We start from the raw sequence: 15740 nt of genomic DNA on the forward strand, positions 1-15740 counted from the left end.
TCTCCTTGTCAGCGAACCGTTTCGGCCGCGTGCACAAGGATGGACAGAGCAGGCGCTTCCTGGACTCTTCTCCCCCTCCTCTTCATCCCATCAAGTGATTCTTCCTCCGTGGCCCCTGACGAAACCATGCCGATATGCCTATGGACGACAGCGGTCGTACGCCTCCGGGCGCCCGGGAACGGCACCGGCCCGGCACCCGCGCGGGGCGGAGCCGGGCCGGACGGACGGTGCGGAGGTCAGGCGTCGATGCGCGAGCGGTCGAGGGTCGCCGCCGAGCTGGTGATGAACTCCTTGCGGGGCGCGACGTCGTTCCCCATGAGGAGGTCGAAGACCTGCTCGGCCGCCTCCAGGTCGCCGATGTTGATGCGGCGCAGGGTGCGGTGGCGGGGGTCCATGGTGGTCTCCGCCAGCTGGTCGGCGTCCATCTCGCCGAGGCCCTTGTAGCGCTGGATGGCGTCCTTGTAGCGGACGTTCTTGCGCTGGAACTCCAGGAGTGTCTGGCGCAGCTCGTTGTCGGAGTACGTGTACACGTACTTGTCCTGGCCGCGCTTCGGCTGGACCAGCTCGATCCGGTGCAGCGGCGGCACGGCGGCGAAGACCCGGCCGGCCTCGACCATCGGGCGCATGTACCGCTGGAAGAGGGTCAGCAGCAGCGTCCGGATGTGCGAGCCGTCGACGTCGGCGTCGGTCATCATGATGACCTTGCCGTAGCGGGCGGCGTCGATGTCGAAGGTGCGGCCGGAGCCCGCTCCTATGACCTGGATGATCGCGCCGCACTCGGCGTTCTTGAGCATGTCCGAGACGGACGACTTCTGGACGTTGAGGATCTTGCCGCGGATCGGCAGGAGCGCCTGGAACTCGCTGTTCCGGGCGAGCTTGGCGGTGCCGAGCGCGGAGTCCCCCTCGACGATGAAGAGCTCGCTGCGCTCGACGTCGTCGCTGCGGCAGTCGGCCAGCTTGGCCGGCAGCGAGGAGGTCTCCAGGGCCGTCTTCCGGCGCTGCGCCTCCTTGTGCTGGCGGGCCGCGATCCGGGTGCGGGCGGCGGCGACGGCCTTGTCCAGGACGGCCCGGGCCTGCGCCTTCGCGTCCCGCTTGGTGGAGGTCAGGAACGCCTTCAGCTCCCGGGCCACCACGTTCGCCACGATCCGGCGGGCGGCCGAGGTGCCGAGGACCTCCTTGGTCTGGCCCTCGAACTGCGGCTCGGCGAGGCGGACGGTGACGACGGCGGTCATGCCCTCCAGGGCGTCGTCCTTGACGACGTCGTCCTCGGCGACGCGCAGCAGCTTGGCCGAGCGGAGCACCTCGTTCACGGTCTTGGTGACGGCCTGCTCGAAGCCGGAGACGTGGGTGCCGCCCTTGGGGGTGGCGATGATGTTCACGAAGGACCGGACCGTGGTGTCGTACCCGGTGCCCCAGCGCAGGGCGACGTCCACGCCGAGCTCGCGGGTGACCTCGGTGGGGGTCATGTGGCCGCGGTCGTCCAGGACCGGGACGGTCTCCTTGAAGGTGCCCTGGCCGGTGAGGCGCAGCACGTCGCAGACGGCCTTGTCCTGCGCGAGGTACTCGCAGAACTCGCTGATGCCGCCGTCGAAGCGGAAGACCTCCTCGCTCTTGCCGATGCCGTCCAGGTCCCGCTCGTCGCGGACGACGATGGTGAGGCCGGGCACGAGGAAGGCGGTCTGGCGGGCGCGCTGGTGCAGCGTCTCCAGGGAGAGCTTGGCGTCCTTGAGGAAGATCTGCCGGTCGGCCCAGTAGCGGACCCGGGTGCCGGTGCGGGTCTTGGGGACGCGCTTGCCCTTGGTCAGGCCGTTGCCCGGGTCGAAGGGGCTGTCGGGGCCCTGCTCGGTGAAGACGCCGGGGACGCCGCGCCGGAAGCTGATCGCGTGGGTGGCGCTGTTCCGGTCGACCTCGACGTCGAGGCGGGCGGAGAGCGCGTTGACCACGGAGGCGCCGACGCCGTGCAGACCGCCGGAGGCGGCGTAGGAGCCGCCGCCGAACTTGCCGCCGGCGTGCAGCTTGGTCATGACGACCTCGACGCCGGACAGGCCGGTCTTGGGCTCGACGTCGACCGGGATGCCGCGGCCGTTGTCCCGGACCTCGACCGAGCCGTCGTCGTGGAGGATCACGTCGATGTGGTCGCAGTAGCCGCCGAGGGCTTCGTCGACCGAGTTGTCGATGATCTCCCAGAGGCAGTGCATCAGACCACGGCTGTCGGTGGACCCGATGTACATGCCGGGACGCTTGCGTACCGCTTCGAGCCCTTCGAGGACGAGCAGGTGCCGCGCGGTGTAGTTGGAACCGTCACGGTCTGCGGTCAGCAGCGCACTGGACGGCACGGACGTTTCGGCGGTCACGCGGTTCGCTCCTCGCTGAATTTTGAGATCTTGCCCGATGGGGTGGCCCCTGCGGCGACCACCGCTCAGAGGGTACCGATGCCTGGTGGAACCCTTGAAACGCCACCCTCCCGGTTTCCTCATGCTAGTCCAGACTCGCATAGATGTTCGATCCCCCGAAGGGGTGACGCGAACATCACGTTCCCTTCCAGGCATGAACCATCTAGGCTCCGGGCACGTCCTCATGAACAACCGGCAACCCCGCCGGGAGGACGACCGGCACACACAGCAATGCGAAATCCGTAGAGCGACGCAATACGGCTCATTCGCCGCCAACCGGCAGCAAACAGCCACCTTGGAAAAAATTTCAAGGAAAAGCCACGAGCGGGAACGTTTTCGGCCTGGTTGGATGTTGACCCTGGTACGACAGCTCGTCGAGCTAGAGAAGAGGCGACGTGACTACTGTTCTGACCCCCGCGAGCCCCCTGACGGCCGCTGACCGCTGCGACCGCTGCGGCGCCCAGGCTTACCTGCGTGTCGTCCTGGCCAGCGGAGGTGACTTGCTCTTCTGCGCCCATCACGGACGCAAGTTCGAGCCGGAACTCAAGAAGATCGCCGTTGAGATACAGGATGAGACGGACCGGCTCACCGACGCGCCGGCCCGCACGGTGGGCGACGAGCACTGACGTCGCGCGGCCACGACGAGCTCAGGGCCGGTTACTGACCGGACGACGGGCGGCCACCCCCTCCAGCGGGGGTGGCCGCCCGTTCTCGTGCCCCCACGGCCTCCGGGAGACCGCTTCCGGGGAGTCGGCGCGGGCCTCTCAGAAGCGGCTGGGGAGCACCGTGGAGACCCGCGTGTAGACCCCGGGGTTCTCCGCCTGCCCGCAGCCGCTGCCCCAGGACACCAGCCCCACGAGCACGCCCCGGGCCACCAGCGGGCCGCCGCTGTCGCCCTGGCAGGCGTCCCGGCCGCCCCGGGGGTCCCCGGCGCACAGCATGCTCTCCCGGCGGTACGAGGCCCCTCCGAGACCGCCCGGGTACGCCCGCTCGCAGGAGGCGTCCGGCAGCACCTGGACGTGCGCCGAGCGCAGCGACGAGGCGTAGCGGCCGGTGCCGCTGGTGTCGCCCCAGCCGTAGACCTCGGCCGCCGTCCCCGGGCTCTCCGCCGGGTCGCCGGGCCGCGCGACCGCGAGGACCGAGGACCGGGGCAGCGCCTCGGCGAGGGTCAGCACGGCCAGGTCGCCGGAGTTGACCGTCGGGTCGTAGGCGGGGTTCACCCAGGTGTCGGCGATCCGCACCTCCCGGCCGCCCTGGCCGCGCAGCGCCGTCCGGCCGGTGATCGCCACGAAGTCCCGCAGTTCCGAGGGCTCGCCGCCGAGCGCCTCGCGCCCCACGCAGTGGGCCGCGGTGAGGACCTTGGTGGGGGCCACGACGACCCCGCCGCAGAACTGCCCGGCGCGCGTACGCCCGAACCGGTCACGGCTGGACAGCGCGACCACCCAGGGCGCGTCCGCGATCTCGGCCGGGCTGCCGCCCACCACGACGCTGTCCGCGGCCGCCGGGGCCGCGACGGCCACCGGTCCGGCCATCGCCGTGATGAGCCCCAGGGCCCCCGTCAGCACGCGGGCGAAAGGACCATGCATGAAGCCTCCTGACTCTCCGCCGACATCCGCTCACCCAGCGTCCGCCACGGCGGGCCCCCTTGCACCCGAGAAAGGCCGAAGGGCCCGGCCCCCGCGCGGGGGAACCGGACCCTTCGGCCGCTGCCTGATGCCTCGGACGGCTCAGTCGAGGTAGTCGCGCAGGACCTGCGAGCGCGACGGGTGGCGCAGCTTCGACATGGTCTTCGACTCGATCTGGCGGATCCGCTCGCGGGTCACGCCGTAGACCTTGCCGATCTCGTCGAGCGTCTTCGGCTGACCGTCGGTCAGGCCGAAGCGCATGGAGACGACGCCGGCCTCACGCTCGGAGAGCGTGTCGAGGACGGAGTGCAGCTGCTCCTGGAGGAGGGTGAAGCTGACCGCGTCGGCCGGGACGACCGCCTCGGAGTCCTCGATCAGGTCACCGAACTCGCTGTCGCCGTCCTCGCCCAGCGGGGTGTGCAGCGAGATCGGCTCGCGGCCGTACTTCTGGACCTCGATGACCTTCTCCGGGGTCATGTCGAGCTCCTTGGCCAGCTCCTCCGGGGTGGGCTCGCGGCCCAGGTCCTGGAGCATCTGGCGCTGGACGCGCGCGAGCTTGTTGATGACCTCGACCATGTGCACCGGGATGCGGATGGTGCGGGCCTGGTCGGCCATGGCGCGGGTGATCGCCTGACGGATCCACCAGGTGGCGTACGTGGAGAACTTGTAGCCCTTGGTGTAGTCGAACTTCTCGACCGCGCGGATCAGACCCAGGTTGCCCTCCTGGATCAGGTCCAGGAACAGCATGCCGCGGCCGGTGTAGCGCTTGGCCAGCGAGACCACCAGGCGGAGGTTGGCCTCCAGAAGGTGGTTCTTGGCGCGGCGGCCGTCCTCGGCGATGATCTCCAGCTCGCGCTTGAGCTTGGGGGCGATCTTGTCCGAGTTGGCGAGCTTGTCCTCGGCGAAGAGACCGGCCTCGATGCGCTTGGCGAGCTCGACCTCCTGCTCGGCGTTGAGGAGGGGGACCTTGCCGATCTGCTTCAGGTAGTCCTTGACCGGGTCCGCGGTGGCACCGGCGACGGCGACCTGCTGGGCGGGAGCGTCGTCCTCGTCCTCGTCGGACAGGACGAAGCCCTTGGTCTCGCCCTCGGTCTCCTCCTCGTCCTTGCCCGGCGCGACGTCCTCGAGGAGCTCCTCGCCCTCGATGACCTCGTCGTCGGACTTCTTGGACGCGGTCTTCTTGGCCGCCGTCTTCTTGGCGACGGTCTTCTTGGCCGCCGTCTTCTTGACGGCGGTCTTCTTCGCGGCCGCCTTCTTGGCGGGCGCCGCGGCCTCGTCGGCCGGGTCGGCGCTCTCGGCGGAGGACGCGGATCCGGTCGTGACGGTGGTCCTCGTCACCGTCGTCGCCCTGGCGGTGACGGTCTTGGCGGCGGCGCGCTTGGCGGGGCTCTTCGCTGCGGCGGTCTTGCGGGCGCGCTTCGGCGACTCCGCTGCACTGACCATCAGCGTCACACCCTCTTCCTCGAGGATCTGATTGAGGCTGCGCAGAACATTCTTCCACTGGGTTGGCGGAATCTGGTCAGCCTCGAAGGCCCGACGCACGTCATCGCCGGCGATCTGCCCATCAGCCTTTCCCCGCTCGATGAGCGCCATCACAGACTCGGACTCGGCGATCTCCGGCGGGAGCGTACGGGATGTGCTGGCCGACACGAACAACCTCTCGGAACGATGGAAAACGGCTTCCGGCCCCGCCCGGGATCGGGCCGGAGCCGACGACCGTCGACGGGGAATGTGCCGACGGCGCGGGCTGGACCGGGGAACTGCACAGCGCCTGCACCGGCTGCTGTATTCCTTCCTCGGCTGTCACCTCTTAAGTCATCGCACGGCTCGGAGGAGTGTTACGCCCAATCTTCGTGTCCCGAGTCACACCGCATCTGCGGCGAACCGGCTAAGGAGGTAGATCAGCGTACATTTCACGCCGCCGACACCCTGGCGCGGTCCGGGGAACCCTTCCGGGCTCCCCGGACCGCGCTCGGATCCGGCGGCTCTCCCTGCGTACGCGCCCGCGCGCTTCCGGCCACGGCCCGCGGGTCAGTGCTCGCGGGGGGCGGGAACGACGCGGGGCTCCACCTCGGGGTGGACCGTGAGCAGCTGCCGCATGGCCGTCTCGGCCCCGTGGGCGTCGCCCGCGGCGAGCGCGTCGACGATGCGGGCGTGGTGCGCCAGGCAGCTCTCGCTGGGGCGGTCGCAGCTGGTGACGGGGCCCCCGGAGACCTGGAGGGCGGCGCCGACGATGCCGGAGAGGTGCTCCAGCATGCGGTTCCCGGCGAGCTGGATGAGCAGGGAGTGGAACTCGGTGTCGGCCCGGGAGAAGGTGATGCCGTCGCCCTGCGCGTACGCGTGCCCCATGATCTCGACCATGTCGGCGAGGCGCTGCTGGACGTCCTCGCGGCCGTGTCCGGCGGCGAGGCGGGCGGCCAGCGGCTCGATGGTCCAGCGCAGCTCGTTCAGCTCGCGGCGCTGGTCGTCGCGCTGGGGCCCGAAGGCGCGCCACTCGATGATGTCGGGGTCGAGCAGGTTCCAGTCGCTGACCGGGCGGACCCGGGTGCCGACGTTGGGCCGGGCGCTGACGAGCCCCTTGGCCTCCAGGACGCGGAGGGACTCGCGCACGACAGTGCGGGAGACCTCGAAGCGCTGGCCGATCTCCTCCGGGACGAGGGGGCGGTCCGCGCCCAGGTCGCCGGAGACGATCATCTGGCCGAGCTGCTGGACGAGCTGGCCGTGGAGGCCGCGGCCCCGGCTGCCCGCGGTACGGCGGCCGACGCGGCCGAGGTCGGTGTCCACTCCCTCCCAGGCGGGCGGACCCACGCGGTCGGCGGCGGGAGCCTCTCCGTACGGGTAGCGGTCGAGATCGCCCGGGGCGCCGAGGCCGGAGTCGACGGTGCGGGCGGCGGTCATCATCGTGTGCGCAAGGGTACTCACGCATCCTTTGTCGGCGTGGCTTCCGTGGCTCTTGAGGTCTTTGGTGAAAAGCACACGAAAGGGTGATCGGCACCCCCTACACAATTGACGATTATTGGGGCATAAGGTGCATTCCTCAAGGGAGTTGCGCTCCAGCCGGAAGAGACCGGTCCGGAAACGATCACCAACGGGCCTTTCGGCGGAGGCCGGTGAGCACATAGGCACAGAGCAGGACCGTCAGCATCAGCGCGAGGGCCACCCCGGCGGGCCGCGCGGCCGCCTCCAGCACTCCGGTGAACCACCGGTCCAGGGACGGCGACCAGCGGGGTCCCGCCAACTCGCGCAGCCGGGCCGGGAGTCCGGCGGCCGAGCGGACCGCCGGACCGCTCGTCACCTGCCGCAGCAGCGGCACGAAGGCCACCGGGACGAAAAGCACCGCGGCCACCCCGGCCGCCGCCGCCCGGAACACCCCGGCCCCCAGCACCCCGGCCCATGCGCATCCGACCGTGAGGCCCAGCCAACTCACCGCCATCGGAATCCAGTTGTCCGGTACGGGGGTCAACTCGGGCCCGTAGAAGAGGCGGAGGGCCGCCAGATCGGCCCCGGCCGCCAGCACGGCGAGCAGCAGGGCCAGGACCGCGGCCACGGCGAGCTTGGCGAGCAGCAGCGCGAGGCGGCGCGGGACGGCCCCGCGCCCGGCGGCGAGCGCGGGATAGCGGTACTCCTCACCGAAGGAGAGGGCGCCGAGCAGACCGGCACCGAGCGCGGCGGGCGGCAGCGGCAGGAGGTCGGGCCAGGCGGCCAGCGCGACGGGCAGGGCGGTGCCGCCCCGCCCGAGGAGCACGGCGAGCACGGCCGAGACGGCCAGGGCGGCGGCGGCCACCAGGGCGGTGGAGGGCACCCCGAGGACCCGGCGCAGCTCGTAGCGCAGCGGCCGCAGCGGCGACCGGACCGGCCGGCGCGCGCCCCTCCGCTCCCCCGTCGGCGGTACGGGACCGGGCGCACCGCCCGCCTCCGCCGCCGGGGCGCCGGTCTCCTCCACGAGGCGGTGGACCGGCACGCCGAGCCGGAAGGCGGTGTCCCCGACCTGGGCGCAGTCGCCGCCGTACACGAGGAGGACGCCGTCCTCGGTGACGACCTCGACCGGGCGGCGGGCGGCGCGGGCCTCCTGGGCGACGGCGGCGGCGAGCCGGGCGGCGTGCGGGGTGCGGACGGCGACCCTCGGCCGCAGCCGGGTGCGGGCGAAGTCGGCGACCGGCTGCTCGCCCACCAGTCGGCCGCCGTCGAGGGCGACGACCCGGTCGGCGTTGCGGGCCGCGTCCTGGGGGTCCCTCGTGGTGTAGAGGACGGTGCCGCCGGCGTCCGCGTGCGCGCGCAGCAGCGCGTGCAGCCGGACCCGCTCCGCCGGGGCGAGCCCGGCTCCCGGGCCGTCCAGGAGCAGGGCGTGCGGCTCCCCCAACAGTGCGGCGGCCAGGGCGAGTCGGCGCTCGGCCCCGCGCGGCAGGGTTCCGGTCCTGCGCCCCTCCAGTCCACCCAGCCCGACAGCGCGGATCACCTCGTCGGCCCGGGAGGCGGGGACTCCCGCGCCCGCGGCGAGCATCCGGAGCTGTCCGCGCACGGTGCGGGAGGGATGTCCGGGCACGTCGCCGAGCACGACGCCGATCTCGTGCGCGGGCTGGGCGATCCGGCGCAGCGGGCGGCCCCGGAAGTAGGTGAGTCCACGCCCCGGTTCCAGTTCGAGCATGAGGCGCAGGGCGGTCGTCTTGCCGGAGCCCTCCGGCCCGACGAGGGCGGTCACGGCCCCCGGCGGCGCCTCGAAGGTCAGATCGTCCACGGCGGGCGGGCGATCGCGGCGGGGTGTGCTGGTCAGTCCGATGGCCTGGAGCATCGCTGTCTCTCGCGGTAGAGGTCACCGCTCCGCGGCAGGGCGGCGCTGTCGCAGCAAGATAACGCCAGATTTCGGACTTTTACCGTAGGGGTGCCGTCCCGGGGCGGCGGGAGCGACGGCCCGTCAGACCTCGGGGCGCAGCATCGGGGGGTTGAGGAGGGTGGCGCCACCGGCCCTGAACAGCTGGGCGGGACGCCCTCCCTGACGGGTGGTGGTCCCGCCGGTCGGAACGAGGAACCCGGGTGTGCCGGTGACCTTGCGGTGGAAGTTGCGCGGGTCGAGGGAGACGCCCCAGACCGCCTCGTAGACCCGGCGCAGCTCGCCGACGGTGAACTCGGGCGGGCAGAAGGCGGTGGCGAGCGAGGAGTACTCGATCTTGGAGCGGGCCCGCTCCACTCCGTCGGAGAGGATCCGGGCGTGGTCGAAGGCGAGCGCGTGCGGGGAGTCGGCCCCGGCGGCCCGCGCCTGGCCGAGCAGTTCCTCGACGGGGGCCCAGCGCGCGCTGTCGGCGTCGCCGCCGGGGCGCGGTGCGGGCAGGTCGGGGGCGAGCGCGAGGTGCGCGACGCTCACCACCCGCATCCGAGGGTCGCGGTCGGGCGCCCCGTAGGTGGCGAGCTGTTCGAGGTGCGCGCCGTTGTCCGGGACCGGCGGCGGGGCGGACGGATCGTGGGCGCGCAGCCCCGTCTCCTCGGCCAGTTCGCGTGCGGCGGCGGCGCCGAGGTCCTCCTCCGCGCGGACGAAGCCGCCGGGCAGCGCCCAGCACTCCCGGAAGGGCGCCTCCCCTCTGCGGACGACCAGGGTGCACAGGGCGTGGCTGCGCACCGTGAGCACGACCAGGTCGACGGTGACGGCGAAGGGCGGGAAGGCCGACGGGTCGTAGGGAGGCATGCCGCGATCATAGTCGTCTTCCTGACGATAAACACGCCCCATGTGATCATCTCCGGTTCTCCCGTCCGGTCGCGGGGTCTTCCTCGTCTCCGTTCCCGGCATGTGTCACACCCCCAGTTGCAGGCCCTCGGCGGCCTCTTCGACCATACCGAGTCCCAGTCGGCCGACCCGTACGGCGAAGGGCTCGCCGGCGACCACGAGGCCCGACAGCCGGATCGCTCCCAGCGGGGCGGAGGCCATCGGCTGCACCGTGACGCTCCGGCCCGGCGCGTCGGGCCGGATCCCGGCGAGGGCGGTGACCGCGTGGACCCCTCCGGCGGCCGCGACGGCGGCGGGCCGGCAGGCGGCCGGGTGCGGCACGGGGCGCGCGCCCGTCGCGCGCTGCTCCCCGGCGTACATCTCGGGCAGCCGGTGGTCGAGGAACCCGGCGGCGTCGAGCAGGCCGCGCAGGAGGGCGGCGGCCTCCTTCTCGTGTCCGGCGGCGGCCAGTCCGGCGACGGCGACGGCCGTCTCGTGGACGCGGACGGCGCCGGACCGGTGTCCGAAGGGGTTGTGGCCGGGCTCCTTGGCGCCGAGGCCGCGCAGTCCCCAGCCGGAGTCGAGGGAGGGGGTGCCGAGCAGCCGTGCCACCTGTTCGGTCTCCGCCCGGTCGAGCAGCCCGGGTGCGCACCGGCCGCCGCCGAGGAGGCCGGTGTCGAGGAGGTGGGCGGCCCAGCCGCCGAGCTGGGGCCAGGTCCGTCCGTCGGGGGTGCGTCCGGCGGCGGGCCGGCCACCGGACGGGTCGTCGAGCCAGAACTCGCTCCGGAACCGCTCGCGCAGGGTCCGGGCCGCGTCCCGGAGGTCGTCGCCGCCGGGTCGGCCGCAGGCGTCGAGGAGGTCGGCGCCGAGGAGGGCGGCCCGGTGGGCGTGGGCCTGGGTCTCGGCCCGCCAGGGACCTCCGGGGGCCGGGTCCGGCAGGAGGCCGTCCGGGCCGAGCCCGCGGCGCAGCCAGCCGAGGCAGCGCTCCGCCACCGGAAGGAGCTCGTCGAGGTCGGCGGCGGGCAGTCCCCATCTGCGCGCCTCGGCGAGGACGACGGGGAAGGCGAGGGTGGCCTCGACGCCGGTGCAGCGGGGCGGGAGGTGCGGCCCGGCGTCCCGCAGCGGCCCCGGGAGACGCCCGGCGCCGGGTCCGCCGGTGACCTGGGCCCGGCCGAGGGCGCGGAGGGTTCCCGCGGCGAGGCGGGTACCGAGCGGCAGGGCCATCCGGGCCGCCCAGAGCGCTTCGGCGGTGACCGGTCCGCACCGCCACGGGACACCGGCGGCGAGGTGGACGTCGGCGGGGTGGGCGGGGTCGCGCTGGAGGAGGGCCCGGAGGTCGTCGACGCAGGCGCGGAGCAGTGCGCCGGGGCGCGGGTCGTCGCCCTCGGCCTGGGCGTCGGAGAGCAGGTGGCCGCCGGGGCGTCCGGCGCCGGGTGCCCGGTCGGTGTGGACGCGGAGGTGGAGGGTGGTGGCGGCGCCGGGGGCGAGGTCGGTGTCCCAGCGGAGCACGCCGGCCGCGGCGAGGGAGTCCGTGGGCGCCGGGTCGGTCGTGACGGAGGCGGAGCGGCCGTCGGGGGCGGTCCAGCGCAGGCCGGTGCCGTGGACGCTGGCTCTGAGGTCGGGGCGGAGGCGGCCGGACGCGATCGCGCCCAGGTCGGCGAGATCCGTGCCCAGAGAGATTTCCACGGGGAGGCGGACGGTCCTGGGGGCGGCGTTGCGGAAGGTGATCCGCTCGGTGCCGTCGGCGCTCCGGGAGCGCTCGACGGTGACGGCCGGGTCGGGTCCGGGGTCGCCGGGGAGCCGGAGGGCCGCGGTGAACACGGCCCGGTCGGCGCCGGCGAGCCGCCCCTGGAGGGGGACGGGTTCGCGGCCGGCGACCCGCAGGACGCACCGGGAGAGCAGGCGGCGTCCGGAGGCGTACACGCCGCCCGGCCCCTCTCCGGTGAGCTGGCCGTGCTCGGGGGAGACGGCGAAGGCGGGCAGGGCGACGCACAGGAGGGCGTCGTGGACGGAGGGGAGCTCTCCCGGGCGGATGCCGGGGGCGGTGGGGGCGGTCCCGCCGGTGAGCGGCGGCCGGACCTGGGGCTCCACCGGGTGCCCGGGGGCCGGGACGGGGCTGAGGACCATGAGGGGTGGGGGGCGCTCTCTGTGCGATCCGGACGGCCGGCGGGGACTCGGCCGTGCGGTTCGCCCGGCTCCGCCACAGAGGTGAACGGTCGGGTGGCGGGCGGGGTCACGGTCGTCATCGTCCGCTCCTCGTGCCGCGCCGGCCGCCGGGGTGTGGGGCGGAGCCCCTGGGGCGGGTCGTCGCGCGGCCTCCGGGCCGGATGCCGGGGGGTGTCCGGCGGGCGCGCCGGGCGGTGTCGGGACCGGCCTGGGCGAGGGCGGGCCGGGGTGCCGTGCCGGGAACGCCGCGGATCCGCCTCCTGGTCCGGACGCGCCGGGCGGACGTGGTCCGCGTCCGCCCGGCGGTGGACCTGCCCTCCCGCTCCTCCCGCTCCTCCCGGAGGCAGACGCGCAGCGTCTCGGGGTCGAGGCCCTGGTTGCACGCCTGGTGCAGCAGGCGGGCGAAGACGTATCCGGAGTCGGCTTCGAGGGCGAGGCCGAGGGCGACGCGGGCGACGGGTTCGTCGCCGGTGGACCAGGCGGCCCAGCCCGCGAGGCTCAGCGGGGCGGCGGCGAACTCCTGGTAGGGCGCGACGCAGCGCCGGGCGAGGACGCGCCAGAGCCGTACGGCCGCGGCGCCCTCCGGTCCCTCCATCCATTCGGCGAGGTGGTCGCGGGTGGTCCGGTCCTGGAGGCCCATGATCACGAGGGCCGCGTCGCGGGGGTCGACGAGGGCGTCGTCGTCGGCGTCGACGGCCGCCTGGCCCCGGCGGGCGCCGTTCTCCCCGATCCGGCGGGGCGGCTCGGCGAACCGGGTCAGGAGCCGGGCCGCGAGGGCGGACGTCCGCTGCCGCAGCCGCGTCCTCTCCTCCTCGTCGGCGCCGTCGACGACGCGGGGGACGATCTCGGCGGCGGCCTTGTCGAGCTCGGTGCGCTGCGGTGCGTCGCCGGGCGCTCCGGTGGGCTGGAAGCGGGCCCGCATCTCCTGGAGCGAGCCGCGGACCTGGATGCCCGCGTAGACGGCGGCCGCGGCCATGGGCGAGGTGCCGCCGGTGGTGAGGGGGGTGCCCTCGGGCGGGCAGCAGCGGGTGTCGGGGCAGCAGTAGGAGAAGTGCCGGCCGCCGGAGACGCACAGCACCTCGTAGACGGGGATGTCGAGGGCGCCGCAGGCGGTGCGCAGCCGCTGGGCGAAGGGACGCAGCCGCTCGTACACCTCGCGGGCGCTCTCGCCGGGCCCCGGCTCCTGGCAGAGGAAGCCGACGATGCCGTCGGGTGGGGTGGCGCGCTGGACGCAGGCGTCGACGAGGCATTCGGCGAGGTGGTCCGCGGTGGAGTCCCACTCGTCGGTCAGCTGCGGGATGCCGAGCCTGATCCGGCCGCCGAACCGGCCGTTCTCGCCGTGCAGGGCGACGAGCACGACGGAGTCGGTCGGGTGGAAGCCGAGGACGAACGGCAGGGCGTCGGCGAGCTCGGAGGGGCCGCGCAGGGTGATCTGCCGGCCGCTGGTGGATGCGCTGGTCTCGTGGTGGTTCGCGTTCATGCCGAGGACGGTCTCGTGATCTCCGGCGGCCGACAACCCCTGTGGATAACTCCACACATACGGTGTGATGAGCTGATTTTCACTGTCCACAGATTCGCGCCCCGTTCGCCGGATGTCCGAGCCATCGGGTTGCATGGACGGCATGAACCACGCAGACAGCCCGGAGGACCGCGCCGCGCTCCGCACCGCCGCCGACGCCGTACTGGCCCGCCTGGTCGGGGACCCGACCGGCGCGGCGCGACTGCGCGAGGACCAGTGGCGCGCCATCGAGGCGCTGGTCGCCGACCACCGCCGGGCGCTGGTGGTGCAGCGGACCGGCTGGGGCAAGTCGGCCGTGTACTTCGTGGCGACCTCCCTGCTGCGGGCGCGCGGCAGCGGACCCACCGTGATCGTCTCGCCGCTGCTCGCCCTGATGCGCAACCAGGTGGACGCCGCGGCCCGCGCGGGCATCCGCGCCCGCACGATCAACTCGGCGAACCCGGAGGAGTGGGAGGGCATCCACCAGGAGATCTCCGACGGCCTGGTCGACGTCCTCCTCGTCTCCCCCGAGCGGCTGAACAACCCGGACTTCCGCGACCAGGTGCTGCCCCGGCTGGCGGCGGCCACGGGGCTGCTGGTGGTGGACGAGGCGCACTGCATCTCGGACTGGGGCCACGACTTCCGGCCGGACTACCGCCGGCTGCGCACGATGCTGGCCGACCTTCCGGCCGGCGTGCCGGTCCTGGCCACCACCGCCACCGCGAACGCCCGGGTGACGGCCGACGTCGCCGAGCAGCTCGGCACCGGCGCGGGCACGGACGCCCTCGTCCTGCGCGGCCCGCTCGACCGGGAGTCCCTCAGTCTCAGTGTGCTCACGCTGCCGGACGCGGCCCACCGCATGGCGTGGCTCGCCGACCGCCTGAACGAGCTGCCCGGCTCCGGGATCATCTACACGCTGACCGTCGCGGCGGCCGAGGAGGTCACCGCCCACCTCCGCCAGTGCGGGCACACGGTCACCTCCTACACGGGGCGCACGGAGAACGCGGACCGCGAGCAGGCCGAGAACGATCTCCTGGCGAACCGGGTGAAGGCCCTGGTGGCCACCTCGGCGCTCGGCATGGGCTTCGACAAGCCGGACCTCGGCTTCGTCGTGCACCTCGGCTCGCCGTCCTCCCCGATCGCCTACTACCAGCAGGTCGGCCGGGCCGGGCGCGGGGTGGAGCACGCGGAGGTGCTGCTGCTGCCGGGCAAGGAGGACGAGGCGATCTGGCAGTACTTCGCCTCCGTGGCCTTCCCTCCCGAGGAGCAGGTGCGCCGGACGCTCGACGTGCTCGCCGGCGCGGGCCGCCCGCTGTCGCTGCCCGCCCTGGAGCCCCTGGTGGAGCTGCGCAGGACCCGGCTGGAGACCATGCTCAAGGTCCTCGACGTGGACGGGGCGGTCCGGCGGGTCAAGGGCGGCTGGGAGAGCACCGGGCAGCCCTGGGTCTACGACACCGAGCGGTACGCGTGGGTGGCCCGGCAGCGGGCGGCGGAGCAGCAGGCGATGCGGGAGTACGCGACGACGGCCGGGTGCCGGATGGAGTTCCTGCGGCGCAGGCTGGACGACGGGGAGGCCGCGCCCTGCGGCCGGTGCGACAACTGCGCGGGGCCCCGGTTCGATCCGAAGGTGACCGGGGCGGCGCTGGACGCGGCCCGGGGCGAGCTGGACCGTCCGGGCGTGGACGTGGAGCCGCGCCGGATGTGGCCGACCGGGCTGGCGGCGGCCGGGGTGGACCTGAAGGGCAGGATCCCCGCCGACGAACAGATGATTTCCGGCCGCGCCCTCGGGCGGCTGTCGGACATCGGCTGGGGCAACCGGCTCCGTCCGCTGCTGGCGGACACGACCCCGGACGGGCCGGTTCCGGACGATGTCGTCCAGGCGGTGGTCCAGGTGCTCGCGGACTGGGCGAGGGGGCCGGGCGGCTGGGCGTCCGGGGCGCCGGGCGCTCCGGCGCGGCCGGCCGGGGTGGTCGCGGTCGCCTCGCGCAGACGGCCGGTCCTGATCGGTTCGCTGGCCTCCCGGATCGCGGAGATCGGGCGGATGCCCCTGCTCGGGACGGTGGAGTACGCGCCCGGGGCCGAGGACCTCCGGCTGTCCCGGTCCAACAGCGCGCAGCGGGTGATCGGGCTGCACCGCGCCCTGGAGGTCCCGCCGGAACTGGCGGAGCGACTGGCCGCCGCCGCAGGGCCCGTACTGCTCGTCGACGACCTCTCCGACACGGGCTGGACACTGGCGGTGGCGACCCGGTTGCTGCGGCGTTCGGGGGCGGAAGGCGTCCTTCCCCTGGTGCTCGCGGTCCAGGGGTGAGAAGGGCTGGGAAACGGCGAGTGAATACTGGGTAACTGGGCAGGGATATCAGAGG

General features: G+C 73.7%; 10 protein-coding genes. 2 read left to right on the top strand and 8 right to left on the bottom strand.

Features of this window, described 5'->3' with window-relative positions; all coding sequences use genetic code 11:
- Positions 1 to 236: 236 nt before the first annotated feature.
- Positions 237 to 2354 (bottom strand): DNA gyrase/topoisomerase IV subunit B, encoded by a 2118-nt coding sequence (locus IE219_RS24830; protein WP_189981284.1) that lies wholly within the window; start codon positions 2352 to 2354, stop codon positions 237 to 239.
- Positions 2355 to 2788: 434 nt separating this feature from the next.
- Between IE219_RS24830 and IE219_RS24835 the strand changes: the two genes are divergently transcribed.
- Positions 2789 to 3019 carry a DUF7455 domain-containing protein gene (locus tag IE219_RS24835; RefSeq protein ID WP_150236062.1) on the top strand — a complete coding sequence of 77 codons (231 nt, stop codon included), beginning with the start codon at positions 2789 to 2791 and terminating at the stop codon, positions 3017 to 3019.
- Positions 3020 to 3157: 138 nt separating this feature from the next.
- Here the strand turns inward: IE219_RS24835 and IE219_RS24840 are convergent, their stop codons facing one another.
- From IE219_RS24840 to IE219_RS24870, 7 genes are all read right to left on the bottom strand, one after another.
- Positions 3158 to 3979 (bottom strand): serine protease, encoded by an 822-nt coding sequence (locus IE219_RS24840; RefSeq protein WP_189981286.1) that lies wholly within the window; start codon positions 3977 to 3979, stop codon positions 3158 to 3160.
- A 141-nt stretch (positions 3980 to 4120) separates the two neighbouring features.
- The gene (locus tag IE219_RS24845) at positions 4121 to 5668 is read right to left on the bottom strand and encodes an RNA polymerase sigma factor (protein WP_189981288.1); all 1548 of its coding nucleotides are present in this window, start codon (positions 5666 to 5668) and stop codon (positions 4121 to 4123) included.
- Between the two features lie 381 nt (positions 5669 to 6049).
- Positions 6050 to 6940: a FadR/GntR family transcriptional regulator gene (locus IE219_RS24850; RefSeq protein ID WP_189981290.1), complete on the bottom strand. Its 891-nt coding sequence runs from the start codon at positions 6938 to 6940 to the stop codon at positions 6050 to 6052.
- 160 nt (positions 6941 to 7100) lie between these two features.
- Positions 7101 to 8807: an ATP-binding cassette domain-containing protein gene (locus tag IE219_RS24855; protein ID WP_189981298.1), complete on the bottom strand. Its 1707-nt coding sequence runs from the start codon at positions 8805 to 8807 to the stop codon at positions 7101 to 7103.
- 123 nt (positions 8808 to 8930) lie between these two features.
- Positions 8931 to 9695, bottom strand: coding sequence for an NUDIX hydrolase (locus tag IE219_RS24860; protein WP_189981300.1), 765 nt, complete (start codon positions 9693 to 9695; stop codon positions 8931 to 8933).
- Positions 9696 to 9800: 105 nt separating this feature from the next.
- Complete coding sequence (locus tag IE219_RS24865; protein WP_189981302.1) at positions 9801 to 11840, bottom strand: glycogen debranching N-terminal domain-containing protein; 2040 nt, start codon at positions 11838 to 11840, stop codon at positions 9801 to 9803.
- Between the two features lie 115 nt (positions 11841 to 11955).
- Positions 11956 to 13359 (bottom strand): DUF4192 domain-containing protein, encoded by a 1404-nt coding sequence (locus IE219_RS24870; RefSeq protein ID WP_189981303.1) that lies wholly within the window; start codon positions 13357 to 13359, stop codon positions 11956 to 11958.
- 142 nt (positions 13360 to 13501) lie between these two features.
- Here IE219_RS24870 and IE219_RS24875 point away from each other — a divergent pair, with 142 nt between their 5' ends.
- A complete protein-coding gene (locus IE219_RS24875; protein ID WP_189981305.1) occupies positions 13502 to 15685 on the top strand; it encodes a RecQ family ATP-dependent DNA helicase in 2184 nt (727 codons plus the stop codon).
- Positions 15686 to 15740 lie beyond the last annotated feature (55 nt).

The organism is Streptomyces termitum (genome assembly GCF_014650175.1).
Lineage (GTDB): Bacteria > Actinomycetota > Actinomycetes > Streptomycetales > Streptomycetaceae > Streptomyces > Streptomyces termitum.

What these genes read in the sequence shown, in the direction of transcription:
- IE219_RS24840 (WP_189981286.1), bottom strand. Translation starts at nt 3,979, where the DNA reads ATGCATGGTCCTTTCGCCCGCGTGCTGACGGGGGCCCTGGGGCTCATC.
- IE219_RS24855 (WP_189981298.1), bottom strand. Translation starts at nt 8,807, where the DNA reads ATGCTCCAGGCCATCGGACTGACCAGCACACCCCGCCGCGATCGCCCG.
- IE219_RS24860 (WP_189981300.1), bottom strand. Translation starts at nt 9,695, where the DNA reads ATGCCTCCCTACGACCCGTCGGCCTTCCCGCCCTTCGCCGTCACCGTC.
- IE219_RS24865 (WP_189981302.1), bottom strand. Translation starts at nt 11,840, where the DNA reads ATGGTCCTCAGCCCCGTCCCGGCCCCCGGGCACCCGGTGGAGCCCCAG.
- IE219_RS24870 (WP_189981303.1), bottom strand. Translation starts at nt 13,359, where the DNA reads ATGAACGCGAACCACCACGAGACCAGCGCATCCACCAGCGGCCGGCAG.
- IE219_RS24875 (WP_189981305.1), top strand. Translation starts at nt 13,502, where the DNA reads ATGAACCACGCAGACAGCCCGGAGGACCGCGCCGCGCTCCGCACCGCC.